Raw genomic sequence first — 25309 nt, forward strand, 5'->3', positions numbered from 1 at the left:
ATAACAAGCAGGCAAGTTGCACTACTGTCCCTCTACAGATCGCTCAGTTGGTCTAGCAGCATGTTTAAGAGGTTTCAGAATAGTTCATACACCTTATAGAAAATCACGCATGAGTCTCAACTGAGTTTTCTGCACCATTAAGCAATCAGGACTAAAAGTTGACTCGAAGATTTTGTACTTTTTCTTCCCGATTGACCGTAATCACAACCGAATTTGGGCGCTGACTCAAGAACTCTTGCAGTTGACCAAACCCTTGAATTTGAATGCCATCTAACGCAATCAGGCGATCGCCCACCCTGATGCCAACCGTCTGAGCCGGTGAGCCACTTTCAACCGACTGAACCTCCAGGGTCATTTTGTCAATTACAAGCCCTAAGCGGGAGCCAGAGGACATGCCAGCAGGAGGACGCATCCCCGATTGAAAGGGTTCAGTCGGAACGGGATAGGCATCGGGCGGCATCATGGGCGACCGCTCCCCTGGCATGGGTTCCATTGGGTAGGACGGCACGGGATAGGAATCCCCATAGGAAGGCTGGAAGGACTCTGGTTGAGGGTTGGTCGGACGCGAACCGTAATAATTTCCGCCCGTTGTCCCCCTCTGGGCAATAAAGTTTCTGGCAGTGGCAACATTGGTGGCAAAGCTGATCCCACTATTTTCACCATTGCGCGATTGCCAGATTGCCTTATTTACGCCGATCATCTCCCCCTGTTGGTTCAGGAGAGGTCCGCCCGAATTTCCAGGTTGCAAAACGAGGGCGGATTGCAAATCTCCATTGCGCCGAACCGTCGTTAGCTTACCTCGGGTTAAAACACCAGGACGGGCAAAGGGACTTCCGATCGCACACACCGACTGCCCCATTTGAATGCTGGAGGGGTCGCCAAAACGAATTGCAGGCAATCGCTCTTGCGTGTTCAATTTCACTAGAGCAAGATCATTCATGGGATCAGTGGCAATAATCTGCCCCTGGTATTGTTTGCCTCCAATCAGCTTGACCCCAATCTGCCCACCTCTGGCAGGTCTAACGACGTGGTGATTGGTGATCACTAACCCATCAGGACTAACAATGCTGCCAGACCCAAAGGCTTGACCAGCATGAATTGTAACTACCGAGGGACCGGCTTCCTTACAATCTTTACCTGTTTGCCCCGTGGGCTGATTTGGTTTATATTGTTTGACCGAACCATCTGGCTGCTGGGCAAATTCATCTTGCCATTCAACTCCAATTCGCTTTAGCCCCTCGGTCAGGAGAGGGATATCAGCATTGGAAGGAATGGCGGATGCAATGCCGCGTGCAACGAGAAAAAAAGAACCTGCTAAAAGCCAGGGCAGAAGTTTCATAGGAATCTAAATCTGGATTTGCCAGCAAGGAATGAGACTCCAGCGTTTAGTTGGCGGCGATCGCCCAAAAAACGCTTGCCAGGTGAATTTCGATCAGTAGAACCCTCAGTTGATAGTACGAAAATACCATTCATCTATCTCTGGTCTATTATGCACCAAAACTGAAGGGTCGCGGAATAAGGTTTACAGCCTGCAAAATTAGAAATTGACCTCAAGAGTCGCCTGTTGCCAATTTCGACTAATGGTAAAGACTGCTGATCTGGGTTTTTGGTTCAAAAATGCCTCCAACTCTTCAAATCGGTTTAAGCAGTCCCCGTTGACTGCAACTAGGCGATCGCCTGGTTTGAAGCCACTGAGGGCACTCACGGAACCGGATTGCACCCGTCGCACAATTAAATGGTTGCGATCTACGATCAGCCCTAACAATTCCCTGGAGCCGCCAGAACTTTGCTTCAGCGTCAGGTTAGACTCGATCACAAAGGGTGGACCCGCTAGGGCAGGGCGATCGCGGCGTAGGGATTGGGTTTCCTGCCCTGGTATGGTTGACTTGGAGCCAGGCACTAATGGTTTGGGTGACAGAGTTGCGATTGCCCCTAGATAATTTTGTTCAATCAACCGTCTGGCAACTTCAACACTGGTTGCTAAACTGTTGCCACTGTTTTGTCCGGCAGGAAACTGCAAAATCGCTTTGTTAATTCCAATCAATTCACCGCGTAAATTGAGCAATGGTCCGCCAGAATTTCCGGGCTTCAAAATTACAGTTGACTGCAAATCCCCATTAGGTTTGACCACCGTTAAAATTCCCTCCGTCAGCACTCCTGGGAACCCAAAGGGACTCCCAATTGCCCACACTTTTTGCCCCGGCTGAGTGCTTTTACGGCTTGCCATAGGTACAGTTGGAAACTTTTTGTGGGCAACCAACTGAATTAAAGCCAGGTCATTAGTGCGATCACTGCCAATCACATTTCCGGTGTAACGGGTACCATCAAATGTCTGAATTAAAAGCCATTCACCTCCTGGATGGTTAATTGCGTTCTGGACAACATGATGGTTTGTAATAACTAGCCCATCCGCACGGATAATACTACCAGAGCCAATTTCTTTCCCGGCGTAAACGGTAACAATGGCTGATTTCACTCCCCCCGTGATTTTTGCAGCAAGCGAAGAAAGAGCTTGTGCTTGCGATCGTTTGAACTCAATAAGTTGAGAAGTCGTAATAGTGGTAATCAATGGATCAAACAACAGAATTGAGCAGCCAATTGTAGAAAGAACCTTAGTTTCAATGCCTTCAACGATATGAAGTACATTCAATTTACAGAAACAATTGCTAACTATCCGGATATTTTTTGACGGCTACTTTTCAACCGGTTGAGAATTCCCATTCCCCATCCCTTGTTACCTGTCTCCAGCCTTGACCCATGCAGTACTCTGTCCATTCACCCAGCCCATTTATCTGCACCCACGCAGACAGACTACTGCCGACCTGGTCGCGTCCAGTTTCCTCTGTTCTAGTTATCCTTCAACCTTCTAGCTGCACGCTTTGTGAAAAATCCCCCAGGGCTGAACAGCAGAAACAACTTCTGCGCCAGAGATTTCTTCAGTTTGGTTACCAGATTGCCCACCAGCTCCAGCAACGAGGATACCTGGTAGACGCATTTGACCCCCGCACTGGTTTTCCCCTCCTTTCCCAGCCCGGTCAATTGAGACTGGATGATGTGGCTGTTGCCCATGCCTGTCTGGGCTATCCGACAACAGATAGCGATGGCTGCTCAGTCATTTTGCATCCCGCCTGGGGAAGCGCAGTTTACCCCTCAATCCTGATGTCATCGGCAAGCATAGAGATACTAGAGTCGGTGGTTCAGGATGTACAAAGTGTTGCGGTCTATGCGGGAGTTCCCTTACTAAGGAGCTGACTCCACGATCGCCAGCTCAACTTCAAGCTCAACTCCAAGCTCAATTTCAAGCGGCTGCTTCCGTTTTTCCGAGTGCCACCAATCCCTCACCGGCTGGGGTAGATTGACAGAATAAAGGGTAATCACAATGGGAGCGGACGAACCCTGTCCGACAATTTCAACACTATAGGAAGGGTGGTTGCGAGTTGCCAGATCAACAATAAACCGCCTGCCAATCCGCCGCCAACTGGGTTCCTTGCCGCGCCATTGCAGGCGGCAACAGGGGTAGGGAAGCTGTTCGCGATCGAACAGACGACAGCAGGGACCCACGACCCGATAGCTAAAGTGGCAACCGGGACTAAAAAAAATCTGCCCATGATTCAAAGGATGGGGCAGCGGCATGATTTTCTCAGTCTGGCTCATAACCCTCGTGGGAAAATCAACATTTGCAACCTTAGCCAAAGGTAGACCCATTCCACCCCCACATTGCCCCCTTCGCATCGGAAAACTCAATATAGATGCGGTTCGCTGGCACGCCTAAAGTCTGACTGATCTGGGCACAAAAATCCTGGCTCATCGCCTTCGTCTGGTTTGAACTCATCGTGCCCACATTTTTAACCTCAATGTAGCAAACCGGATCAACCGTCCCCCCAAAGGTCATGGCAACACCCGGTTCCAGGGCAGTCATGACATAGGACTCCGGTTTGCCAACATGTTTAGACAAGCTAGCTGACAGACTTTTTAACAACCCATCCACCTGAGACTTGTCCAACCCATCCACAGAAGTTTGCACTTTAATCAAAGGCATGGCTGCATTCTCACCCTACTGGTTTGTCATTGATTCTCATCCCCCATACTGCCAACCTGTACTCTCCAGTAGCAGGGGATCGCCGTCACGGTGAACTCCAGCGGCAATCACTTCACCCACAAAAACTGTGTGATCGCCTTTTTCAACGGCACCAACCACCTGGCACTCCACATATCCAAGGGTGTCGGAGATAATCGGACAGCCGGTTTCTCCCAGATAAAACTCCACATCCTCAAACTTGTTGCCCACTCGCCGTTGGGGTTTAAAGAATTTTTGTGCCAGTTCCTTCTGCTCGGCTGCCAAAATGCTGAGGGCAAAAACTCCACTGGCTTTAATCATGGCGTGAGACTTGGAATCTTGCTTGACACAATTCACAACCAGGGGAGGGGTAAAAGATGCCTGCATGACCCAGCTTGCCGTAAAGCCGTTCACCTCGTCTCCATCCTTGACCCCACAAACATAAAGACCGTGAGGGATCTTCCGCAGAATGGTTTTCTTTGCCTGTTCGTCTAACAAGGGTAGCTGCCTCTCAGAACTACACTGCTCAGTGTATCGGTTAAGATGAGCCGCCGCAAACAACTTTTAATTCTCCCAGATAACCCTTCCAGGGGGCAGGTGAATTTTTCGCGGAAAATGACAGGGTATATTTAGGACGACCTAGAAAGAAAGTGTTTGAAACAAATCGGCTACGGGAAGGGTAAATCCGGGAATAACGTCTTCGCCATCCAAGGAATCAACCGATTTGAGCAGCCGATCGGGTTCCTGAGCAGAGCGGTAGACCAATACGTAGTGCTGAGTTGGGCTAAGGATCCAAACTAACCGGGCACCATTGTCAAAATACTCCGTAATCTTGTCATCAATTTCTTCAACCGTGTTGCCGGGAGATAGCACTTCAACAGCAAGATCAGGCGCACCGTCTAAAAAACCAGTGGGGAGTTCAGTCATGCCTAGCAATCGTTCTCTAGCAAAAAAAGCAATATTGGGAGAGCGTTTATTACCACTCTTCATCTTGAAAGCGGTACTGGAATCAAACATGGCTCCCAATTTGTGAATGCGGATATAACCACCAAGCAAAATCATCAATGTGCTGCACACATTACCGTGTAATGCGCCTGAATTTCCCATATCGATTAATTCTCCATTCACGACCTCATAATGATGTCCGTCATCTGGAAGTGCCATGAATGTTGCGTCAGTCCAAACCTTTTTCTCAGGAGGGGGATTGGCTGCTGAATTTTCAGTGGTTGATTGAGTCAGGATAGACATGCATCATCTCCTTAGTTTAAGGTTTGACCAACGCTTCCAGTGTCTCCTCAAAGGCAGCTTGACCGGGTTTAAAACTGTCATAAAAGCAAATCACGCCATCGAACCCAGGGGCATCCATAGGCTTACCCGCGCATACAAAACAAGTCCCTGCGATCGCGGCTGCGGGTTGCGGGAACCGTCGGTGGGCTGGATCATCCGGTCGCTCTGAGGATCAACAGTCTGAGCTAAATTATAGCCACTGCCTTAAATGCCACCAAATTGAGGACTCAGGAAAAGGGGGAACTTCATCCTTCACTTTTTCCAGTCGGATGAGCCTGTGAAATCTTAGCAATTTTCTGAGAGATCTCTGGGTTATAGAGTCGCAGATAGTTCCAGTAGTTCTCAAACACCAATTTCACGTATCCTCTGGTTTCACTGTAGGGAATTGCCTCCACAAACTCATCTGGGTCGCCTATTCCCCTTTTCGCTACCCAGCCAGCCACCGCACCGGGTCCAGCATTGTAGCTGGCAACCGCCAACATGGAATTGCCTGCATACTCCCGATGGGTGTAATCCAGGTACCAGGTGCCCAGCTTGATGTTGTCCTCAGGTTCGTTGAGCTTATATTCCTTCAGGTTAATTTGTTTAGCAATCCATGCGCCTGTGTCAGGCATCACCTGCATCAACCCCTTTGCTCCCGCTGACGACTCAATTCCCGGCATAAAGCGCGACTCCTGCCGAATTAAAGCCGTCACTAACAGGGGATTGATTTGCCGTTCCTGAGACCAGGCTTCGATCTGTTCCATGTATGGGAAGGGATAGAGTGCCTGCCAGTAGGGCAACTGTTTTTTGAGTTCTTGGTACTGGGAGAGTTCGCTAGGGTCGTCACGCTCACTCAGGTAGGAGACCATGAAAATTCCATCCAGGTGATCTCCAATACCCAGTCGCAGCACTCCATCGGTAAATTGCTCGGCAACGCTAGGCTGCATAGGAGACTCAAACTCCACCTGCCAGAGCGCCCAGGCATCCCGATCCTGCCCTAACTGGTGCAGTTCCTTCAAGGTTGCCGATCCAGTAGGCAGTTCTGAACGAGCAGCCGGACGTTCAATCCCCGGATTAAGCTGGCGTACCGAGTTGAAATCACCCACCTGCCAGCCCAGCATGGATGCTGATCGCCACGCATAGTAAGACTCTGGATAGCGGCTGACTACTTGCTCAAACACCTTCTGAGCGTCTGCCTGCTTACCCTGCTTGCTTGCCCATTTGCCAGACCAAAAACCTGCTTCCGCGGCATATTCACTGTCAGGGTTTTGATCCAGAATTTGCTTCGCCCACTGTTGAGCCGCCTGAAAATCTTTTGCCTCTGACTGTTCTTTTGCCAACCTCCAGCGGAGTTCTGCCGCCGCTGTCGATTTACTAAAGCGGGTCAACAAAACCTGCCGAATTTGCAGCGCCGATTTAGCGCTATTCATCCCTTCGTAAAGCTTTACCTTCTCCAGCAGGGCATCCCCTGCCTTCACAGGAAACTGGCTGATCAGTTGATCGAGATAAGCCATTGCCATTTTTGGCTCTACCAGTCTCGATAACCGCAGCAATGCCAGGGAAGTCTCTTGCGCTTTAGGAAAGTCATTCACTAAGCGTTGGTAAGCCTGGGTGGCTCCTCCCCGTTCGCCAAGCTGAAGCCCCCGTGCAATTCGATAGGCATTCCGGGGGGTATAGGGAGCGCGGGCATAGGCAGCACCCGCTTTGCCGTATAGCTGCTTTTCCCAATAGCCGAAGGCGATCGCTTCCCAATCTTCGGGGGTCAACTGGTTGGCGTACTGGCTCACCAGCTTATCTAAACCAGCCAGGTAACCTGAGGTGTATAGCCCATGTTTAGCCAGAACCAGCAATAACTGAGGCTGATTGGGACTTTGCTTCAACCGTTGCTGAACCAGCTCAATCGTGCGGGGATGGGCGGGGAAGCGGGCGATCGCCTGATCCCCATATTTGGGATCTGCCTGATTCAGTGCCACTAACGCTTCGGCTGTCACCGGATCATCTGGAAACCGCTTCACCAAGTCTTGCCAGGTTGCGATCGCCTGATCGGAATTACCCGCCAGTGTTTGTGCCTGTGCCTGCTTACGCACCACATGGGCTGCCAGCACTGGATAGCTATTGTCTAAACCCTGTAGCTGCTCCAGTGCTTTTTTTGCTTGCCCCTGTTGCAACAGTTCACTGGCAAGCAAAAACCGAGCACGGTTGCGATCGGGAGATTGCTCAGCCTGAGCCATTTTCTCTAACTTTTCAGTCCGCTGGGGCGAAGGGAGCGCCTTCAGCGATTCAATCTCCTTAATTCGGGAAATGTCTCCCTGCCCCGCTTCATTAAACGATTCACTATCCCGTGAACCATTCAACAGGGAGAGGGAAAAACCGCTGCCCAACAGGAGCGCGACAAATGCCGCCCCTAACATGAGTGAAACTTTCATTCTCCGTCGTTTCAGCATCGTTCCTCGCAGAAACCGGATAGAACTTCTTAGTGACTGTAGCATTTCTAATCAAAATTGAACGGAAAAAAAGTCAGCAGTAGACAGTTGGTAAGCTATTTGTATGGGTGAAGTTCAAGTCAATATTGCTCCCTTTACTTGCCAACTGGCTGATCTGGTCGCTTTTACTGCCAAGCCAGAGGAGCCAGAAACGATTTTGCGTCTGGATAAGTCGTTTGGGTTCCGAGCAACGGTTGAATTTGGCGGTAGCGGGGCGATCGCCCTGATGCCCCTGGAATTGACTATCCGGCTTGACTTTTATGCCAAAGCGGTGGGTTCTGGAGCGGCGATCGATCTGGGCAACACCTCCCTCAAAACTGCTGCTGGGCAATTCATTTACACTCCGACCCTGAAACTTTCAAAAAGTGCCGCTAAGACAAACCTGATTCCCCCAGAACTTTACCGTATCGGCGCAGTCCTGCGTGCGGGGGCTGTAGGAAGTCCCTCCCTGGTGACAGGAGTGATTGAAACTTTGATGATTGAGATGTGTCGTTAATGCCTATCCGAAAGTACATTTTTGGTCGTTCTTGGTCATTGGTCATTGGTCATTGGTCGCCTACACAAGGACTAATGACTAAGTGACTAATGACTTAATGACTAATGACTCATACAAACCACTAGCTTGTACCACGTCAGCATGAGAGCCGCTTTAGGAGAGGGTTAGTCGAAATTGCTGAATCACAATTGGCATGTAATCCCTTGCCGTCCAGCCAATCCATAACCCAACTAGAGAAACAATCAATAGGATCAGAAATGCCTGCCAGTTGGGAAATCCGGCTATTTGAACATCAACTCTGGCTAAGGCTTCTGTAGCAAGAATCGTCAGGATGTGGAGAAAAATATGGAGCCAAAAGAGAATGATGGTGGCGATCGACGCCATCATAAAAATTGAGAGAAAGGCTACCGTATCAGACTTGAACCAGTGGGCAAGAAATCGGCTGAAGTTTGCCAGGGGGCTAATGAAAGCAGAGCAGATGATCCAGATCCAGGCGATCGCTAGAATCAGGGGAATGTGAATTGTGATTCCATGAAACATAAATGCTGGAAACCGGGGGTCAGACAAGAACCAGCCGAAGCTAATGTAAGCGACCAGCAGTAGCAACAACGAGAGGATCGGAAACTTTCTTCTCGGTTTCAAGGAAACATTGCTCACCACTAAAATCCTGGATTGGAGTGAATGCCCAACATTTTATAACAGGTGCCAGGGATCAGGCTTCGATGTGAACGCTCAGCCGAACGGGGTTAGCGAGGAAAATTGTTCTGAAGCTTTGTCCAACTGGCATAATTTCTCTCAATACTTTTTTGGTGTGAGCGATGATGAAACCGTTGTGGGCTGGGCTGGGGTTTGGGCTGACCCTGGTGGGTAGTAGTCTCTGGCTGGAAGCACCTGTTCTGGCGGGAGATGGGTCAATCTTGCTGCCAATCGATGATCAGGTCACTTCTTTCTATCAGGTAGAGGCAGATGGTTGGGATGGGCGATCGCCCGATGCCATCAGTGGGATGGAACAGGTCACCTCCGTTTCCCAGCTAACCGATGTTAGACCCACTGACTGGACGTTTCAGGCTTTGCAATCCCTGGTAGAACGGTACGGTTGCATCGTTGGCTATCCCGATCGCACCTTTCGCGGCAACCGGGCACTCAGCCGCTACGAATTTGCTGCCGGTCTAAACGCCTGTATGGATCGGATCAACGAGCTGATTGCCGCATCCACCGCTGACCTGATCAAACAGAGTGACTTAGACACCTTACAAAGATTGGCAGACACCTTTGCCAAGGACCTGGCGGCACTCAAAACGCGGGTAGGTGATCTGGAATCACGAACTACTGTTTTGGAGGCACAGCAGTTTTCTACGACCACTAAATTGAATGGAGAAGTGATCGGCTATCTGGGGGATGCCTTTGGGCGGGCTGCCAGCGATGCCAACGAAACCACCATTAGCCACCGGGTTCGCCTCAACTTTGATACCAGCTTTAACGGCAAAGACCGCTTGAGAACCCGTCTACAAGCCTCAAATCTCCGCCTGTTTAGTGCAGGCAATCCCAATATTACCAACCAGCCTGGAGGTGGTTTTGGTGCCCCGCAGCGGTTTGCCTCCACCTTCCCCAATGCCTTTTCTGATGAGGCTCGTATTTTGCCATCCTTTGCCTCGGAGGGCAGAAACAATAGTGCTGTTTTTATTCAATACCTGGCTTACGAGTTTCCCGTGGGCGATCGCCTCAACCTCCATATTCATGCCGGTGAAACCGATCCCACGTTCCTGGGCGCAGACCCGATTTCTCCCTTCAGTGACTTTGCCACAGGCTCCATTTCTAACTTCGCCAACTCCAACCCGCTCTACTACCCAATGGGCAACCAGGCAGGGTTTGGATTTGACTTTAAACTAACTGACTGGCTTACCCTGGCAGCGGGCTACGCCGGACAGGGCGCGGGTGGCATCGGTGATCCCAACTTTCCCGGAGTTAGCTCAGGCATCTTCAATGGCGGCTATAGCGCGTTTGGGCAACTGACGACGTATGTGGGCAATTTGACCGCAGGTATGTTTTACATGAATACCTACACGCCCCAGTTTGGCATCGATACACTGGCTGGCAGTAATTCGGCAAAAGTTAGCACTGGTGGCTTCAGTACCCCCTTTGATGACCGGGTGAATGCCGACAACTTTGGCTTCATTGCTAATTATCGGGTCAGCGATAGCTTGCAACTGGGCGGTTGGATTGGCTACGCTAATGCCCGTGTTTTAGGGGTGGATACGCTGGGAGTCGCCACTGGCAACCGGGGGAATGTCAAAGTTTTGAACTATGCCGTCACTCTGGCATTTCCCGATTTGTTACTCAAAGGCAACCTGGGCGGGATTGTGTTTGGCATGCAGCCACGGGTAATCGATACCAGTAATGCCAGGGTCGCGGAGGCGATCGGGCTGCCCGATGGACGCAGAGAAGACCGTAACGTGGGTTTCCACATTGAAGCGTTTTACCGGATTCAGCTAACTGACAACCTTTCCATCACCCCCGGCATTTTCTGGCTGACGGCACCCAACCACGATGCCCGTAATCCAGATGCCTTCGTGGGTATCCTCCGCACTTCATTTGTTTTTTAAGGCATCTATGCAATGAAACGAAAAACCTGGCTGTTTACGGCGATCTTTACGGGAGTCGTGATGATTTGCGCGATCGCCTCCCTGTTTAATCCATCCCATTCGATCGCCCAATCGATTAAGGATCTCACCGGCAAAGACACTTTAACAATGGTCACTTCGCCCGACTATCCTCCCTACGAGTTTTATCAGACGAAAGGGGGCGATCGCAAAATCGTTGGGTTTGATGTGGATGTTGCCAACAAAATTGCTCAAGAACTGAGATTCCAACTCAAGATTCAGGAATCCGATTTCAATGGGCTGATTCCGGCACTCCAGGCGAACCGGGCAGACTTTGTCATGGCAGGCATGACTCCCACCCCAGAGCGTCGGAAGAATGTCGATTTTTCCATCATCTACTACGATGCCAAAGACACCATCATTGCCCCCAAAGGCAGCAATTTCACCAAACCCGAAGATCTGAAAGGGAAAGTGGTGGGGGTGCAATTGGGCACGATTCAGGAGCAGAATGCCCAGGAAATCGCCAAAAAAGTAGCGGGGATGCAAATCAAGCAACTCAACCGCGTTCCCGACATTATTCAAGAAATTAAAGCCGGACGGATTGCCGCCGCCATTGTGGAAGATACCGTTGCCACCGGATTTGTCGCAGCCAACCCCGACCTGGAGTTTAATCCCATTCCCTCAGAGCAAGAGTCGGGTTCTGCGATCGCCTTCCCTAAAGGCTCCAGGTTGGTGGAACCGTTCAACAAAGTCCTTTACCGGATGAAGGGCAGCGGCGAAATGGAGGCCCTGGTGAAAAAGTGGTTCTCCCAAAATCCGGCGGCACTGGATACTCAAGCAACTGAATCTGAACCCAAGGGTGGGTTAAACATTAACTTCGGCAGATTGAGCCGGGATGATTACCTGTTTATCCTCAGAGGGATTCCGGTAACGCTGCTGTTTACCCTGCTATCCGTGCTGTTTGGGCTGGTCTGGGCGACGGTTCTGTCCCTGTTAAAAATCTCAACCTTCAAACCCTTTCAGTGGTTCGCCAACGCCTATACCTCGATCTTTCGCGGCACTCCCCTGCTGTTGCAACTGGCAATCATCTACTACGCGACACCACAGTTAATTGGCTACGACATCACCGCTTTACAGGCTGGGGTTGCCACCTTCACCCTCAACTCTGGGGCATACATGTCTGAGACGATTAGAGCGGGCATTCAAGCCGTAGACAAAGGGCAGAGCGAAGCATCCATGTCCCTCGGTGTGCCCTACCCACTGATGATGAAGGATGTCATTTTGCCCCAGGCTTTGAAAAACATTCTGCCCGCCCTGGTCAACGAAACCGTCTCCCTTTTGAAGGACTCTTCCCTGGTATCCACCGTTGGGGTTGTTGAAATTCTCCGTGCGGCTCAGATCGTGGGTTCTAATAAATACATTTACTTTGAACCGTTGCTGATTGCTGGAGTCATTTACTACGTGCTGGTCATGGCACTGACCTCCGGTGCCTCAACCCTGGAACGGCGGCTCAAGCGTAGCGAATAGATCAATCGTTTCTGTGATTCGTTGCTAATTTTTAGTTAGGGGGGTTAGGTCGTCAGCAACCTCTTCTGTTTGAAGCTGCACAGAAGAAAGCCTGAAAGCATAGGGTTACTTCATTTGTTTGAGATTTGCTATGAGTGCAAACTCATATTGAACTGGTATTAGATAAAAGCCAATGATTCGAAACCGTTTTATGGAGCCTTGAATTTTGTGAATAAAGTCATGATTCGGACAGACTGTCTCTACAAGTCCTACGGTTCATTGGATGTGCTAAAAGGCATTTCTACCGAGATCCGCCAAGGGGAAGTGGTGGCGGTGATTGGACCTTCAGGCTGTGGCAAATCAACCCTGCTGCGCTGCATGAATTTGCTAGAAAAACCAACCCGAGGACGCATCTATTTCAAAGACGAGGAGATTACGGCTCCCAAGGTAGACATTTCAAAAATTCGTCAGGAAGTCGGCATGGTGTTTCAGCACTTTCATCTATTTCCCCATATGACCGTGCTGGAAAACATCACCTACGCTCCCAGAACCGTAGAAAAGATGACGACTGCGGCAGCGAACGAGATTGCAATGGACTTGTTAAATAAGGTTGGTCTGGCAGACAAAGCCAATGTTTACCCCTCCAAACTGTCGGGGGGGCAAAAGCAACGGGTTGCGATCGCCCGCTCCCTGGCAATGCGCCCAGAGGTCATCCTGTTTGATGAACCCACCTCTGCCCTTGACCCAGAAATGGTCCAGGAAGTGCTGGAGGTGATGAAAGATCTGGCAAAAAGTGGCATGACGATGGCGATCGTCACCCATGAAATGGGATTTGCGCGAGATGTGTCTAACCGCATTTGGTTTCTGAACCAGGGGTTGCTGGCAGAAGATACCCCGCCCAACCAGTTCTTTCGGCAGCCCCAATGCGAACGGGCACAGCAGTTTCTAGAACGAATGCTGAAATAGATTCCAGATAGCTTTGGTTGAAAACGGGCTCAACAGGACTCGAACCTGTGACCGACCGCTTAGAAGGCGGTTGCTCTATCCACTGAGCTATGAGCCCAAAGGAAGGAAAATCATGGGGCTATCTACTTCCATCCTTAAAGTAAAGTAGCATGTTGGCTTTCCCCAGGGTATAAGCTTAACAGTAACGGCATTCAATTGGTGTGTCCAGCCACAGGAAACTCTGTCTACCTGCATTGCTTGACAATAGTATTGCCTAACAATCGTTGCAAGATCTCCGGTGAGGTGTACACTGACAGCCAGAAAGTGGGAATTGATTAAGATAATGGGTGAGCTTACATGACTTGAACTGATGATTTCTCTCCCCTGGCAAGGGGGGTTCCAATCCTGGTTTGCCAGGTGAGGCGACTCCTCCATCATCCGCCCTGGCTCCTCCCCCTCCTCCCGATAAAAGATTACCGGCAATGTCATGTTTATTTTAAAACGGCAGGATGTTGAAATATCAAGCGTTCAGCACCCCAAAAAGGATCAGCAAATCCCAATTTTGACCTATCAGGGGCAGACCTTTCGCTTAATCAGCGTATTCAATGCCAGTCAGGAAGAGGAGGCAAAGGCATTCTGGCGCGACCTGACAGACAATCAAGGGAAGGCATGTGTTCTGCTGGAGGAGCCTGAGCGATACAGTGTTTGGGGTAAGATTCGTCTAGAACAACTGGTAGGAGAGGGGGACAACGCAGCCGGTGGAGCCACCCTCGTTCCGACCTATATCAAAGCGTGTTTACTGATGTTGCAGGCAGTTTACATTGATATTGAAGATTTACTGGGCGGCAGACAGGCAGGACTGTTTCAAAAGGACATTGCAGAAGTGTTCAAGCAGTGGCATTTTCCCCAGGCGGAGAGCCAGGATGCGATTAAGTACCTGCTCTCAATGGATCCTTTGAATGCGGCTCAAATTCCACCCTGGCAAGAGCACCATCTTAATACTTTGCTACAAGAGCTACACCGTTTGGGCAAGGCGTATTTCGGAAACACAACCTTTGTCGAACGGGCGGTGGATACCCTGCAAGATCTATCAGGCAGCGATCGCACCCAGTTTCAAGCCTGGTTAACCCAATCCCCTCCAGGGAAGCTCTGGCGTTAGCTTGAAGAAATGTTCTTAATCTGTACCATTCGCTTCGCTTGCGACTAAAATCCCAATCTTGATTTATCTGACACTTGTTTATCTCACCTCTTGATTGCAGGGGTAATCCCAAACCTGAACCGATTACACTTTTCGCTCTTCCCATCTCCCATTAAATTTCCGGTAGGCAGTTCCTTGAACAAGTCATCTGTTTCTAAACCGACTCTTTCAGTGCAGACCATTGTCCTTGCAGAAATCATCTGGGCAGTTCTGGCATTACTGTTCTTTCTGCTTTTCAGCGTAACGGTTCCAGGGGAACCCCGTCCCTACTGGTACTCGGTGGGAACCTCGATTTTTGAAACGGTTGCCTTCATGTCTGCGGCTATTCTTTGTTTTCGGAACTGGCGCAGTCCTCAAATTGTCAGTGGTCGCACAGTCTGGTTATTTATTGGGCTAGGGATGCTGTCCTATTTCCTGGGTAATCTACTGTTTTCTTACTGGGAACTGGGATTGGGCATTGAGCCAGATATATCACCGGGGGATTTCTTTTTTGTTCTTACTTACATCTTTCTGATCATTGGTATGAGTCTGGCAGTGGTTTCTCGACGGCTGAACCTGGAGATCTGGCAATGGGGCATTGTGGGAGTGATTGCAGCATTGGGCATCATCCTTGCCTATCTGGTTTCAGCGCCAGCTTCAAACGCAAATGCTCAATCCTGGTTGACCCAGCCAGCGATCGCCCAAACGGCACCCGCTACCCCTAAGCCGACCTCGACCTTAAAAGCTTCGCCTGCCCCATCCAAGCCTGCGGCACCGGCTACGAACGCTCCACCCGCTGCTACTGGAACCGTTCTGCCGACACCTTCCAATCCAGGGGAGAAGGCTCCAGCAGAGGCACCCGATCTAGAAAATGCCCCTGCATGGGCGAAGGCGATGGATCAAATGCTGGCACCCATGAAGCCTATTCTGGATTGGTTCTATGTGATTAGTGACATTCTGTTGTTGATTATTGCAACAACGTTGCTGCTGGCGTTTTGGGGAGGACGATTTGCTCAGTCGTGGCGGATGATTGCAGCGGCAGCTTTTTCGCTCTATATCGCAGATATCTGGTTTAAGTACGCGACCAATCGTCTTGCAGATTACCAGAGTGGTGGCTTGTTAGAAGTGTTTTGGGTCTTCAGCGGTGTCCTGTTTGGGATTGGGGCGGCACTTGAATACGATGTCTCAAGTCGCACTCGCAGCCGCGCTGGAGGGCGCAGACGAGCCTCATAACTTCTGCCTTTACGCTGGTAATCACACGCTGGTGACTTTCTCAGAATAGAATGGGACAGGTGCGGCACTATTCCTAAACAACTGACAGCATGACCTCTCGCAAGCTTTCCGAGTCCGACAAGCAAACGATTCTCGATCTCTATCGGCAAACCCCTGAGACCAGCTCAACGATCGCCAATCGGTATGGGGTGAGTACGAGTACGATCAGTCGCATTCTCAAAAGCAATATCTCTGAGAAAGAATATGAGGCTTTGATTCAGCAAAAGCGGAGTGGTCGCATGGGTGAGGCGGCTCCGATGGAATCAGACGCTAGGGAGCCAGCCGTCGAACAGTTGGAAGTCGTTTCCGTCCCATCCGAACCCGAACCCACCTCAGTCACCAATGAGCGGAGATCGCGCAAACGCTCCTCAGCCCCAATTGCCCCCCCCCAACCTTCTAAGCCGGAGTCTTCTAGACCGGAGCCGCCTAAGTTAGTTAAATCCAGAGTTGCAGCCGAAAAGAGTGCGGTCACGGAAAGTGAGCCGATTACAGAGATTGCAGACGAGGTCCTCTCTGCCAGCAAAGAGTCTGCCAGCAAACCGTCTCCCAGCAAACGGTCTATTAGCAAAGTAGATGATGAGTTTGCGGCTGAGGCAAATGTTTTGCAGGAGATGTTGGGAGAAGAACTGCTGGATCAGGACGATGACGACGAGGATCTGGATGATGACGATCTGGACGATGACCTGGACGACGAGGACGATCTGGATGATGACGACCTGGATGGCAATTTAGAAGAGGGTGCCCTCCTGGTGAGTACGGGCAAAGCATTGGTTCAGGTGCTTCCCCTGGCTGAGGCGACCATGCCCAAGACCTGTTATCTGGTTGTGGATCGCTCTGCCGAACTCATTGCCCGTCCTTTGAAAGAGTTTGGGGATCTGGGTCACATTCCCGAAGCCGAAATTTTAGAGAAAACCCTACCGGTGTTTGACAATCACCGAGTTGCCAAACGCTACTCCAATCCCCGGACTCAGCGAGTGATTAAGTTGCCGGATGGTAAAGTTTTGCAGAAAACCTCACCCCATCTGCAAGCGAAGGGGATCACCCGATTGCTAATTGATGGGCAGGTTTATTCGCTTAATTAAGGGGCTAATAATTAGGGGGGCTAATCGCTATTCGCGATTGGTTGCCCTTCTAATCCTCAAACTCATCTTCTTCGTAGCTTCCTGCACTCAATAAGGGTTGAAAAATCGCTGTCCCAATCACGCCTAAGGCGATGCTAAACGACAGCACCAGCCCCAGCGGCATGGGAAACGACTCATACTGGAAGAACCTGAGGGTGATAGACGAGTAATTTTGCACCGAAAGAATCGCGATCGCGCCAATCCAGCCAGCGATGATGAGGGCAGTGAAGAAGATAGAAAGTGTTTTCATATCAAAGGCTAGGACAGAGTTTTGAGGTTATAGCCGTAGCCTAACGCATTCATCTTCACCCATTCCAACTTCTTGTTTAGACGCAGGGTGATGCCCGTTGCTTGCTTAATCTTTCTTATCAATTTCTTTGAGCTTGGCTTTACGAATTAACTGGGCGATCGTGCGAGAGAGAGAAAGTCCAGACTCGTCAGCGAGCTTTTCTAACTTCTCCCGCTCAATGTCGTTTAGGGTGATGTTTAACCTGGGTTTCTTCGTTGTCACGGTGTCAAAGAGATGTAACTGTGGTGTACGTTGCCAAGCTTAGAAACCCGACCGCATCTGGATTGTTACTATTTACAAAAATAGCAGGTTCTAGCTGGCAGAGCAGATATGGTTCTCCTTTGCATTGTATAGAGAGATTTTAAAGGGCGAAAGCGACCCGTATGAGTTAGCTCAAAAAAACCTGAGGAGTGATTATTGTCTTACAATTCAATAGGCATAGGAATTGGTAGGAGTTGTTTCAAAGTCTGTTTGATTGCACCTACCGACTGACCAAACCGCAATTCCTCCCTATACGTTTTCACTCCATACTGGCTCATGAGCGACGCACCGAATTCTACACAAAATGATCCGGCTTTAACGGTCGAACAGGCGATCGCCAATCTCCAGGGAGATGATCTGGGATTGCGGATCTATGCTGCCTGGTGGTTGGGTCGGTTTCGGGTACGGGAGCCTGAAGCAATTTCACGCTTAATTCAAGCGCTGGCTGACGAAGCCGACTGCACAAACGATGGGGGCTACCCATTACGACGCAATGCTGCCAGAGCGCTCGGTAAATTGGGCGATCTCCAGGCGGTTCCAGCTCTGATTCAGTGCTTAGACTGTTCCGACTTCTATGTCCGCGAGGCAGCGGCTCAATCCCTGGAGAAATTGGGGGATCCAGTTTGTATTCCTGACTTGATTCGGTTGTTGAAACTGGGTTTGCAGGGTGATGAGTTGATTGGCTCAGAGCAGGCTGATTTTTCCCAACCCTATGATGCCATTATGGAAGCCCTGGGTACGCTTGGGGCAACCGATGCGGTGTCACTGATCCAACCCTTTTTGAACCATCCGATTGAGCGGGTGCAATACGCCGCGACGCGGGCAATGTACCAATTAACCCAGGACTTTACCTATGGGGAACGGTTGGTACAGGCATTATCTGGAACCGACTTACAACTGCGACGGACGGCATTGGCTGATTTAGGTGCGATTGGCTATTTACCCGCCGCAGACGTGATTTTTGATACCCATGCTGAGAACAGCCTCAAGCTAATTGCCCTCAAGGGCATTTTGGAGCATCAAATCCACCACTCACCTTTCGATCGCCTGTCTGAAGGAGCCGTCCATGTAATGGCATTGATGGATGGGTTGCTATAGCAATCCGATGTGGGTTGTGGGAAGGGATTTCCTCTACGGTGTATACAAGATCTCGGCTTTGTTAGAAACTGGCTCTGGGGGACTTCCCCCCTACCAACGTAGTTTCTTCGGCACAGCGACGCAGAAACATACGTTGTCCCCCGCCGCTTGGGGTCCTAACTCCCCCACCCCCCCCGAAAGGGTCTGTGGCAAAAGCGCCTGTTCAAACATCCTCTTACTGGTTATTACTCCGACTTTTGATCACGCGCCCCTGGCTGACAAAAGAGAGTCCTTGATTGCTACTGGTATTAATCATGACTGCTTCGATTACAGGAGTAGAGACTTGCTTTTGAGCCGCCCACTCGACAATAAAAGCAGCGCCCGATCCGCCACTGGTATCCTCTTGACTAACGACAAAACTGGTCGCAGCCAGGGGTCCAAGTTCTACCGCTTGCTCTAAATACTTGCGAACAAGGGTACCGTTTGTATCGTAATAACTGACCCCAGCAATAATAATTGGATGGGTCAGATCGGTATTGCGGACACTCAGCGTTGCGGTCAAATTCATTACCCGGCTCTGCTCCCAGATGTAGATGTGGGAGTAGATCGGAACATACACGGTTTGACCAACCAGGATCTTCACCGTATTGTCGAGGGTAACGCTCTTCAGTGGAGTTGCCACAGGCACTGATGGTGCTTGGGATGATGGACAGGCTGTAAGAGTGATCAGTGCGATCGCACTACAAAAATATAGATAGGGTTTCATTGAGTCGGTGTGAGGTGTGAGGTGTCACCACCTTTTTCTTCTTTAACCTTGAGCCTTCTGCTTTACCCGCTTCCTCAATAACAGCATCTTACTGATCTGAAAAAGGGTGTATGTTAAATCCTGGAGCTTTATAGTCCTTAGGCAGGTATTGAGCCGGTATTGTGTTGTGATTGCCATCGCGAATGGCTGAATAGTGGGGAGAACAAATCTCGATACCAGCCTGATTACATTTGTCCTGAATGTTTTGATGCAGGGCTGAGATAATGATAGGGATATCTTCTGGTTTCCAGATGAACGCCTTGAGTTCATAGCTGATGTAAAAGTCATTCAGGGCGGTTTGCAGCACAAAGGGGGTTGGCTCTGGGAGGATGTCCGGTGTTGCCAGCGCGGCAGCAATAAGAGTCTCATGCACCTTGCGCCAGGGCACTTCATATCCCAGGGAAATGGTGGTGGGCAACATTAAGGGAGCTTGGCTATCGCGCAACAGGGCGCTGTAGTTGATGATATTGCTGTTTAATAGAGAGGCATTGGGGATGGTCACTAGCACATTCTCAAAGGTGCGGATGCGGGTCACTAAGAGCATTTTTTCTTCTACAATTCCGACCTCGTCTGCGACTTTGACGCGATCGCCGACCCGAAAAGCTCTGGTGTAGACCAGAATAAATCCGGCAACAATATTCGATACGGCAGACGTTGCACCAATGGAAACTAACGCCCCCAGAAATAGGGAAACTGCCTGAAAGGAGGGTGAACTGGAACCGGGTAAGTAGGGAAAGATGATAGCGGCTGAAAGGGCAAATATCAGGTAGGTCAGAAGGCGATAGGTTGGCTCTGCCCATTCTGGGTAAAACCCTGGTACTGAGAATACCTGTCTAGTGATGCCTGAAAAGATGAGCTTTAAGAACTTTAAGACGAAATAGGCGATCGCAACAATTAATCCAATCGCAATCAGATTAGGAAAATAGTTTAGAAAGGCTGCCCAACTTGCATAGAGAGCATTTTTCAAATAGCCTGACATCGTGTAACTGAATACACGAGTTTGGGGAAAGAGACCGAAAACAAAGGAAAAATAAACATACACAATCGTCAGGCGGAGGAACAACCGGATGAAGCCCGTCAGCCCCAACAGCAGATCCGACAGTTGATCGGAAGATATTAACTCAAGATTCTGAATTCGCAAACTGGGGATGCGTTGATTTCGTTGTTGGTTCAGCCAGCGATAGAGCCGAGTTACGAGATTATTTAAGATCACCCAACCGACAACCAGTGCAAATGTACCGATGACAACCTTGACAAGCGCCCAGGTCATGGCATACAGCCCTCGCCGTTCGCGGTATTCTCCCACGACGCGCCGAATAGTTTCCAAATAATCGTTTGCTAGAGTCCGCCGATCTTTGCCAGCCAATTTTGCATCCTGATCCGAAACCGTTAGCAGCAAAATGTCTTGCGCATGGATAAGAGTTGTATTTTCGGCTTCAGACGTTTGCAGGGCTTCCAGTTCGATGGAATTATTCTCAGCCAGGTAAGTTAGTTGCTTGGTGATGCGTGCAGCCCGTTGTTCCTTAGAGCCACTCAAAAACGGAGCTTGAATCATTAAAACAGTCTGACCATCTAGCGTGACAGGAACGCCAGACTTTTCCGCCGAGGGAGATTGAGCGATCGCCCATCCAGCAACCAGCAGCACCAGGCAAGTCGTTACCACAACTGCGAACCATTGCTGGAACATACGGATAGGGCTGCTTGAAAACCGAACCAACCATTGACGGGGAACCGGGTACATCACCCTAGGCATTCAAAAATCCTCCTGCTCAACCCCGCTCTCTACGGTGTTTTCCAGCAATAATGTTGGTTTTTCTGGGTCTGGTTGCATCCAGAGGGTAATCATCCCTGCGATCGGAATCGACAGGAAGATGCCTAGCAATCCAGCTACCCGTTCGCCAATGAATAGGGCAAGAAACAACAGCACCGGATTGAGTTCCAGCGCATCTCCCATGACTTTGGGACGGATATAGTTGTCTTGAATTTGGATCAACACAATGCAGACTATCAGCACCCTCAAGGCGATCGCCCCTCCCTGGGAGGCAAAGACTAAAAAGGTAACAACAATCACCCCCAGGGTCGCTCCAATTCCAGGAATTGCATCAATGATGCCAATAATGACTGCCAGCAGCAGGGCATAGTTAACCCCCAAAAATGGAAAGATCACAAGGGTTGTGCTGGAGAGAAACAGCATCAACAATAGTTGCCCCCGGATAAACCCAAGAAAGCTTTGCTGAAAAATCCTGGCAAACCGATCACGAGAATCGTGGGGCAGGCGTCTGAGAAACATCTGCCAGAGTTTGTCACCATCAATCAGCATATACAAACTGATCACTGCCCCAAATATGCCAATAAAGACACTGGAAAAAATGCTTCGCACAATTCCTAAGCCAGAAGCCAAACCTGTTTGCAACTTACCAATCACATCATTAAGGTTCAGTTGAGTGAGCAGTTGTTGGAACGGCAACAGATCTTGCTGCTTCAGACCTTCTTTGAGAGTGATCAACAAGCCTTGCCCCTGGTTCAGAACTTGAAATCCAACCAGGGCAACCAAAATAAACAGCACGGTGACCGCTCCCAGAAAGGTGAGCGTAATCGCCCATCCTCTGGGAATATAACGGGATAACCAAACCACGGGAAAATTTAACAATGCAGCAAAGATTGCGGCAACGGTAAAGAGGGCGAGCGTGGTGTAGAAGTAATTAATCAATAACACGGTAAGCCAGCCACAGCCAACCAGCAAGATGTAATACAGCAGGGTTGAGCGATGCAGCGTTAGCCAGCGTTGGGGAGATGGCTGGGGCAGGGAGGGTGGACGCATGGGGGATGGCAGGAGTGGTGGTGGAATTTAGGAAAGGGGGATATCAATCGTTTGGGTTGCGATGTAGCCCCACCTGGTAGAGCAGCATCAAGGCGACGACGGTTCCAACTAATCCAGCCGCGATCGCATTGACCATTGCCTGGATCGCAATCATGTTGGAGGGCGTGATCAATGCCCCCGATGCTACCGCCGTTCCCATTTGATTAGGCGCAATCAGGGTTGCCCCCTGGGGCAGCATTAACATTTGAAAGGTTAATCCACCTACCCGCGCTAAGGCGACTAATACGGCAGTTGCCATAATCCCAAGATTGGCTAACAGTCCCAGTTTGATATCTCGCACCACCTGTGTCTTTGCTGGTCGTAGTTCTGGAGTCTCCAATTTGGCTGCCAGTCGGGTATAGCGATAACACCAGTAGATACTGAAGATCAGGATCACGAGACAGGCGATCGCTAACCATAACCCAAAGGAAAACCCACCACTTTGCCGCTGCCCAGGATTGAACAGGACCGCCGTCACCACTACAAAAATTGGGATAAACCCCAGGAATGCTTGCAGCCAGAAGCCAATCCACCCTAACCAGCGAAAGGAAGTGGCAATCTTATGGGGCGTCGGATTAGGGGATTCAGGATTGAGAAAATTAAACATAGGAAGGTTGCTTGATAGAGAATGCCAAACACTGGTTGCAGACTGGGTAGTGTTCTAGATCTGTTGTTTACGTTCCGTAGGGGCAATGCATTGCATTGCCCCTACGAGACACCGACCACACCTTTGAAACACCACCGCAGGGTCCTGGTTGCAGAGTCCTGAACAATCAGTCTTCAAAATTGAATGAATAGCAGGTATATTTTCACAGAGCTTCGCTCTATACAAGCTTAAATCAAGCAAACCTGACACGGGTGCTGACGATGCATCACACACTCGCCAATGCCCGCCGAGTCACCAACGCCGCCGCCAACAAAGAGATGCCGCTCATGAGGAGACTAATGCCCACATATAGACCAATCAGCCAGATCGCACTGTAGGGAAACCGATTCAGCACCATGATGCCCAGGATCAGGGTCACGATTCCGTTGAGCGCTACCAGCCAGAACATCTTGTGCCCCGCCCGGTTGGTAAACGCCATGATCAGGGTATAAACGCCTTCAACAATGAACAGAATGCCAAACGTCAAAGTCAATGCCAGCAGTGCAGCTCCTAAATTAAACAAAATGTAAATGCCTGCAATGGCATAGAAAATACCCACAATCAAATTCAGCCAGAAACCGCGCACGGGTCTTGATTGAAATGCTTGAATGATCATCACAACACCACTGGCAAGGACAAGCCAACCAATGATAGAGGTGAAAAATGCTGAGGCGATCCCTGGTAGCAGAATTGCCAACACACCCAGAACGATCAAACAAATGCTTAGGGCAATCACCCAACCAGTTGCTTTTTTAACGGCTATATCAGGCTGAAGATCGGTCATCATAACTGGCACCTCGGTGTTTGTATCAGGTTTATTATTCATCAGATGAGTTTGGGCGGTGGATATTCCTCTTTAACCCTACCTTCGGACTTAAACAGAAACATGGCAGCCTGACTCGATTAATTTGCAGGCTGGGACGCGAACAGGTTCAAGCCTAATTGTTCAGATAGCCACTGAGTCACCAGTTGACCTTTGACACTGTTTCCGGCATCATCAAGCGGGGGGGCAAAGGTACCCAGCCCACCCTTACCGGGAGAAACCGTAACCATACCACCACTGACTCCGCTTTTACCCGGTAAGCCAGTCTCGTACAGCCAGTCGCCAGAATTCTCATAAAGTCCCGCAGTCACCATCACGGCTAGAACATGCTGACAGTGGATAGGGTCAATAATTCGTTCCTTGGTGAGGGGATTGACACCGCCATTGCCCAGGGTCGCTGCCATGGTTGCCAGATCCTTTGCAGTTACATTTAAAGAGCACTGTTTGGTGTAAACATCTGTTGCGGCAATCGGATCAAAGAAAATGCGATCGTATGCCTGGAGAAGTTTAGCGATGCCTTTATTGCGTTGATTGGTTGCCGCTTCAGATTGATAGACCGCTTCATTCAGGGTAAGGGTTCTACCGGCAAAGCGGGATAGCCCGGTGTGAATAAATTGCCATTTTTCGGCTGCGGTCTCGCCCGGTGCCAGACTGGTGGCTGCGATCGCCCCCGCATTCACCATTGGATTGCTGGTTCCTTGCTCAATCCGCTCGATCGCAATTACGGAATTAAATGGCAGCCCGGTGTTATTGACTCCAAGTTTATCCTGCGCCTCATCTTCGCCAATTGCCTGACAAATCAGCGCAAACACGAACGGCTTAGACACGCTTTGAATGGAAAATTCGTAATCAGTATCTCCCACCGCATGAACAGTCCCGTTGGTCTCAACGATACACAAACCAAAAAGCTCAGATGGCACCTGAGCCAATGCCGGAATATAGTTTGCGACTGTTCCGCCATCCACCGACTTGAAGCGATCGTATGCCTTAGCGATCAAGGTTGCGACCCGATCGGCGGGCGGCAAGTGACCTGTTGATACCGGTGAAACGGCGACTGGATCGGGCGCGAGTTGCGAGTCCATCCTCATGGTTCCTATTTAAGCATTCAAACGGTTTGATTAACGGGTTTCCCACGGGGACGAATCGACATTAAGAATCTTAATTAAGAATTTTACAACCCAATCTTGATATTGCTGGAAGATCGGGATATTTCTTAAATTACTCCCTGAATGCATCCGGTTCTATAACTTTCATATATTTCTTTTGTATAATCCTTATCTCTATGCTCACTTTTTAAGGGATTGGTTGGTAGGAACCCAATGTTCAAAAGGTAATACCAGTTCAATATGAGTTTGCACTTAACAAGGGGCTTAAGCCCCTTGTCTACCAGACGTTCTTCTGTGCAGCTTCAAAGAGAATTGGTATAAGCTTTTTTCCTATCACTTTCATATAATTGCCTGGTTTAATTTTAGGCTGATGCGGCAATCAAAGTTCTGGCTTCAATCAACCTCGGTGGTGCTGAATAGCAGGATGAATTGGAACGAAGTTTCAATTCGTACAACTCTCACATACCCAAAATCAGCAATGCCTCAATCAACCTCTGAGTATAGCTATCGCCAGGT

The 25309-nt window shown here is 49.8% G+C and carries 25 protein-coding genes and 1 tRNA gene; 9 read left to right on the top strand and 17 right to left on the bottom strand.

The annotated features are described in order from the left end of the window. Positions 1–151: 151 nt before the first annotated feature. Positions 152–1339, bottom strand: coding sequence for a S1C family serine protease (locus AC1S52_RS18580; RefSeq protein WP_482030532.1), 1188 nt, complete (start codon positions 1337–1339; stop codon positions 152–154). Between the two features lie 198 nt (positions 1340–1537). Further along, positions 1538–2569, bottom strand: coding sequence for a S1C family serine protease (locus AC1S52_RS18585; RefSeq protein ID WP_482030533.1), 1032 nt, complete (start codon positions 2567–2569; stop codon positions 1538–1540). Positions 2570–2757: 188 nt separating this feature from the next. Between AC1S52_RS18585 and AC1S52_RS18590 the strand changes: the two genes are divergently transcribed. Then, entirely contained in the window at positions 2758–3252 is a 495-nt protein-coding gene (locus AC1S52_RS18590) for a methylmalonic aciduria and homocystinuria type D protein (RefSeq protein WP_482030534.1), read from the top strand. Here AC1S52_RS18590 and AC1S52_RS18595 read toward each other — a convergent pair. The 5 genes from AC1S52_RS18595 to AC1S52_RS18615 all read right to left on the bottom strand — a co-directional run bounded on the left by AC1S52_RS18595 (position 3241) and on the right by AC1S52_RS18615 (position 7752). Further along, entirely contained in the window at positions 3241–3654 is a 414-nt protein-coding gene (locus AC1S52_RS18595; RefSeq protein WP_482030535.1) for a hypothetical protein, read from the bottom strand. The genes AC1S52_RS18590 and AC1S52_RS18595 overlap by 12 nt on opposite strands. A gap of 31 nt (positions 3655–3685) precedes the next feature. Next, positions 3686–4039: a phenylpyruvate tautomerase MIF-related protein gene (locus AC1S52_RS18600; protein ID WP_482030536.1), complete on the bottom strand. Its 354-nt coding sequence runs from the start codon at positions 4037–4039 to the stop codon at positions 3686–3688. 36 nt (positions 4040–4075) lie between these two features. Then, the gene (locus AC1S52_RS18605) at positions 4076–4555 is read right to left on the bottom strand and encodes a flavin reductase family protein (protein WP_482030537.1); all 480 of its coding nucleotides are present in this window, start codon (positions 4553–4555) and stop codon (positions 4076–4078) included. Between the two features lie 141 nt (positions 4556–4696). Then, positions 4697–5305 (bottom strand): Uma2 family endonuclease, encoded by a 609-nt coding sequence (locus AC1S52_RS18610; protein ID WP_482030538.1) that lies wholly within the window; start codon positions 5303–5305, stop codon positions 4697–4699. A gap of 284 nt (positions 5306–5589) precedes the next feature. Further along, a complete protein-coding gene (locus AC1S52_RS18615; protein WP_482030539.1) occupies positions 5590–7752 on the bottom strand; it encodes a lytic transglycosylase domain-containing protein in 2163 nt (720 codons plus the stop codon). A gap of 121 nt (positions 7753–7873) precedes the next feature. On the opposite strand from AC1S52_RS18615, the gene AC1S52_RS18620 reads away from it, so the two are divergent. Next, complete coding sequence (locus AC1S52_RS18620; RefSeq protein ID WP_482030540.1) at positions 7874–8305, top strand: hypothetical protein; 432 nt, start codon at positions 7874–7876, stop codon at positions 8303–8305. Between the two features lie 153 nt (positions 8306–8458). Here AC1S52_RS18620 and AC1S52_RS18625 read toward each other — a convergent pair whose 3' ends face one another. Then, the gene (locus AC1S52_RS18625; RefSeq protein ID WP_482030541.1) at positions 8459–8962 is read right to left on the bottom strand and encodes a hypothetical protein; all 504 of its coding nucleotides are present in this window, start codon (positions 8960–8962) and stop codon (positions 8459–8461) included. 161 nt (positions 8963–9123) lie between these two features. Here AC1S52_RS18625 and AC1S52_RS18630 point away from each other — a divergent pair, with 161 nt between their 5' ends. From AC1S52_RS18630 to AC1S52_RS18640, 3 genes are all read left to right on the top strand, one after another. Next, entirely contained in the window at positions 9124–10908 is a 1785-nt protein-coding gene (locus tag AC1S52_RS18630) for an iron uptake porin (RefSeq protein ID WP_482030542.1), read from the top strand. Between the two features lie 12 nt (positions 10909–10920). After that, positions 10921–12432 carry an ABC transporter substrate-binding protein/permease gene (locus AC1S52_RS18635; RefSeq protein WP_482030543.1) on the top strand — a complete coding sequence of 504 codons (1512 nt, stop codon included), beginning with the start codon at positions 10921–10923 and terminating at the stop codon, positions 12430–12432. 207 nt (positions 12433–12639) lie between these two features. Continuing rightward, entirely contained in the window at positions 12640–13377 is a 738-nt protein-coding gene (locus AC1S52_RS18640; protein WP_482030544.1) for an amino acid ABC transporter ATP-binding protein, read from the top strand. A 24-nt stretch (positions 13378–13401) separates the two neighbouring features. Here AC1S52_RS18640 and AC1S52_RS18645 read toward each other — a convergent pair. Then, positions 13402–13474 (bottom strand) — tRNA-Arg (locus AC1S52_RS18645). A 369-nt stretch (positions 13475–13843) separates the two neighbouring features. Here AC1S52_RS18645 and AC1S52_RS18650 point away from each other — a divergent pair. The 3 genes from AC1S52_RS18650 to AC1S52_RS18660 all read left to right on the top strand — a co-directional run bounded on the left by AC1S52_RS18650 (position 13844) and on the right by AC1S52_RS18660 (position 16887). Then, positions 13844–14515, top strand: coding sequence for an Npun_F0813 family protein (locus AC1S52_RS18650; protein WP_482030545.1), 672 nt, complete (start codon positions 13844–13846; stop codon positions 14513–14515). Positions 14516–14689: 174 nt separating this feature from the next. Further along, positions 14690–15766, top strand: coding sequence for a hypothetical protein (locus tag AC1S52_RS18655; protein ID WP_482030546.1), 1077 nt, complete (start codon positions 14690–14692; stop codon positions 15764–15766). Between the two features lie 89 nt (positions 15767–15855). After that, positions 15856–16887, top strand: coding sequence for a helix-turn-helix domain-containing protein (locus AC1S52_RS18660; protein ID WP_482030547.1), 1032 nt, complete (start codon positions 15856–15858; stop codon positions 16885–16887). A 49-nt stretch (positions 16888–16936) separates the two neighbouring features. Here AC1S52_RS18660 and AC1S52_RS18665 read toward each other — a convergent pair whose 3' ends face one another. Beyond that, positions 16937–17176 carry a LapA family protein gene (locus AC1S52_RS18665; RefSeq protein WP_482030548.1) on the bottom strand — a complete coding sequence of 80 codons (240 nt, stop codon included), beginning with the start codon at positions 17174–17176 and terminating at the stop codon, positions 16937–16939. A 105-nt stretch (positions 17177–17281) separates the two neighbouring features. Continuing rightward, entirely contained in the window at positions 17282–17437 is a 156-nt protein-coding gene (locus AC1S52_RS18670) for a hypothetical protein (RefSeq protein ID WP_482030549.1), read from the bottom strand. Between the two features lie 315 nt (positions 17438–17752). Between AC1S52_RS18670 and AC1S52_RS18675 the strand changes: the two genes are divergently transcribed. Then, entirely contained in the window at positions 17753–18574 is an 822-nt protein-coding gene (locus AC1S52_RS18675) for a HEAT repeat domain-containing protein (protein WP_482030550.1), read from the top strand. Positions 18575–18788: 214 nt separating this feature from the next. Here AC1S52_RS18675 and AC1S52_RS18680 read toward each other — a convergent pair whose 3' ends face one another. From AC1S52_RS18680 to glsA, 6 genes are all read right to left on the bottom strand, one after another. Continuing rightward, complete coding sequence (locus AC1S52_RS18680; RefSeq protein ID WP_482030551.1) at positions 18789–19319, bottom strand: DUF3124 domain-containing protein; 531 nt, start codon at positions 19317–19319, stop codon at positions 18789–18791. A gap of 88 nt (positions 19320–19407) precedes the next feature. After that, positions 19408–21111 carry a mechanosensitive ion channel family protein gene (locus AC1S52_RS18685; protein WP_482030552.1) on the bottom strand — a complete coding sequence of 568 codons (1704 nt, stop codon included), beginning with the start codon at positions 21109–21111 and terminating at the stop codon, positions 19408–19410. Beyond that, positions 21112–22179: an AI-2E family transporter gene (locus AC1S52_RS18690; protein WP_482030553.1), complete on the bottom strand. Its 1068-nt coding sequence runs from the start codon at positions 22177–22179 to the stop codon at positions 21112–21114. It abuts the gene before it with no gap. A 43-nt stretch (positions 22180–22222) separates the two neighbouring features. Further along, positions 22223–22825 (bottom strand): DUF3611 family protein, encoded by a 603-nt coding sequence (locus AC1S52_RS18695; RefSeq protein ID WP_482030554.1) that lies wholly within the window; start codon positions 22823–22825, stop codon positions 22223–22225. Positions 22826–23090: 265 nt separating this feature from the next. Continuing rightward, positions 23091–23690, bottom strand: a complete 600-nt coding sequence (locus AC1S52_RS18700) for an HdeD family acid-resistance protein (RefSeq protein WP_482030555.1) — start codon at positions 23688–23690, stop codon at positions 23091–23093. Between the two features lie 77 nt (positions 23691–23767). After that, a complete protein-coding gene (glsA, locus tag AC1S52_RS18705) occupies positions 23768–24769 on the bottom strand; it encodes a glutaminase A (RefSeq protein WP_482030556.1) in 1002 nt (333 codons plus the stop codon). Positions 24770–25309 lie beyond the last annotated feature (540 nt).

Source organism: Kovacikia sp. CALU 1929 (assembly GCF_056784235.1).

Bases quoted from the DNA above. Each gene is read 5' to 3' on its own strand.
- AC1S52_RS18580 (WP_482030532.1), bottom strand. From the start codon at position 1,339: ATGAAACTTCTGCCCTGGCTTTTAGCAGGTTCTTTTTTTCTCGTTGCA.
- AC1S52_RS18590 (WP_482030534.1), top strand. From the start codon at position 2,758: ATGCAGTACTCTGTCCATTCACCCAGCCCATTTATCTGCACCCACGCA.
- AC1S52_RS18595 (WP_482030535.1), bottom strand. From the start codon at position 3,654: ATGAGCCAGACTGAGAAAATCATGCCGCTGCCCCATCCTTTGAATCAT.
- AC1S52_RS18600 (WP_482030536.1), bottom strand. From the start codon at position 4,039: ATGCCTTTGATTAAAGTGCAAACTTCTGTGGATGGGTTGGACAAGTCT.
- AC1S52_RS18610 (WP_482030538.1), bottom strand. From the start codon at position 5,305: ATGTCTATCCTGACTCAATCAACCACTGAAAATTCAGCAGCCAATCCC.
- AC1S52_RS18615 (WP_482030539.1), bottom strand. From the start codon at position 7,752: ATGAAAGTTTCACTCATGTTAGGGGCGGCATTTGTCGCGCTCCTGTTG.
- AC1S52_RS18620 (WP_482030540.1), top strand. From the start codon at position 7,874: ATGGGTGAAGTTCAAGTCAATATTGCTCCCTTTACTTGCCAACTGGCT.
- AC1S52_RS18630 (WP_482030542.1), top strand. From the start codon at position 9,124: ATGATGAAACCGTTGTGGGCTGGGCTGGGGTTTGGGCTGACCCTGGTG.
- AC1S52_RS18635 (WP_482030543.1), top strand. From the start codon at position 10,921: ATGAAACGAAAAACCTGGCTGTTTACGGCGATCTTTACGGGAGTCGTG.
- AC1S52_RS18650 (WP_482030545.1), top strand. From the start codon at position 13,844: ATGTTTATTTTAAAACGGCAGGATGTTGAAATATCAAGCGTTCAGCAC.
- AC1S52_RS18660 (WP_482030547.1), top strand. From the start codon at position 15,856: ATGACCTCTCGCAAGCTTTCCGAGTCCGACAAGCAAACGATTCTCGAT.
- AC1S52_RS18665 (WP_482030548.1), bottom strand. From the start codon at position 17,176: ATGAAAACACTTTCTATCTTCTTCACTGCCCTCATCATCGCTGGCTGG.
- AC1S52_RS18675 (WP_482030550.1), top strand. From the start codon at position 17,753: ATGAGCGACGCACCGAATTCTACACAAAATGATCCGGCTTTAACGGTC.
- AC1S52_RS18680 (WP_482030551.1), bottom strand. From the start codon at position 19,319: ATGAAACCCTATCTATATTTTTGTAGTGCGATCGCACTGATCACTCTT.
- AC1S52_RS18685 (WP_482030552.1), bottom strand. From the start codon at position 21,111: ATGCCTAGGGTGATGTACCCGGTTCCCCGTCAATGGTTGGTTCGGTTT.
- AC1S52_RS18690 (WP_482030553.1), bottom strand. From the start codon at position 22,179: ATGCGTCCACCCTCCCTGCCCCAGCCATCTCCCCAACGCTGGCTAACG.
- AC1S52_RS18695 (WP_482030554.1), bottom strand. From the start codon at position 22,825: ATGTTTAATTTTCTCAATCCTGAATCCCCTAATCCGACGCCCCATAAG.
- AC1S52_RS18700 (WP_482030555.1), bottom strand. From the start codon at position 23,690: ATGAATAATAAACCTGATACAAACACCGAGGTGCCAGTTATGATGACC.
- glsA (WP_482030556.1), bottom strand. From the start codon at position 24,769: ATGGACTCGCAACTCGCGCCCGATCCAGTCGCCGTTTCACCGGTATCA.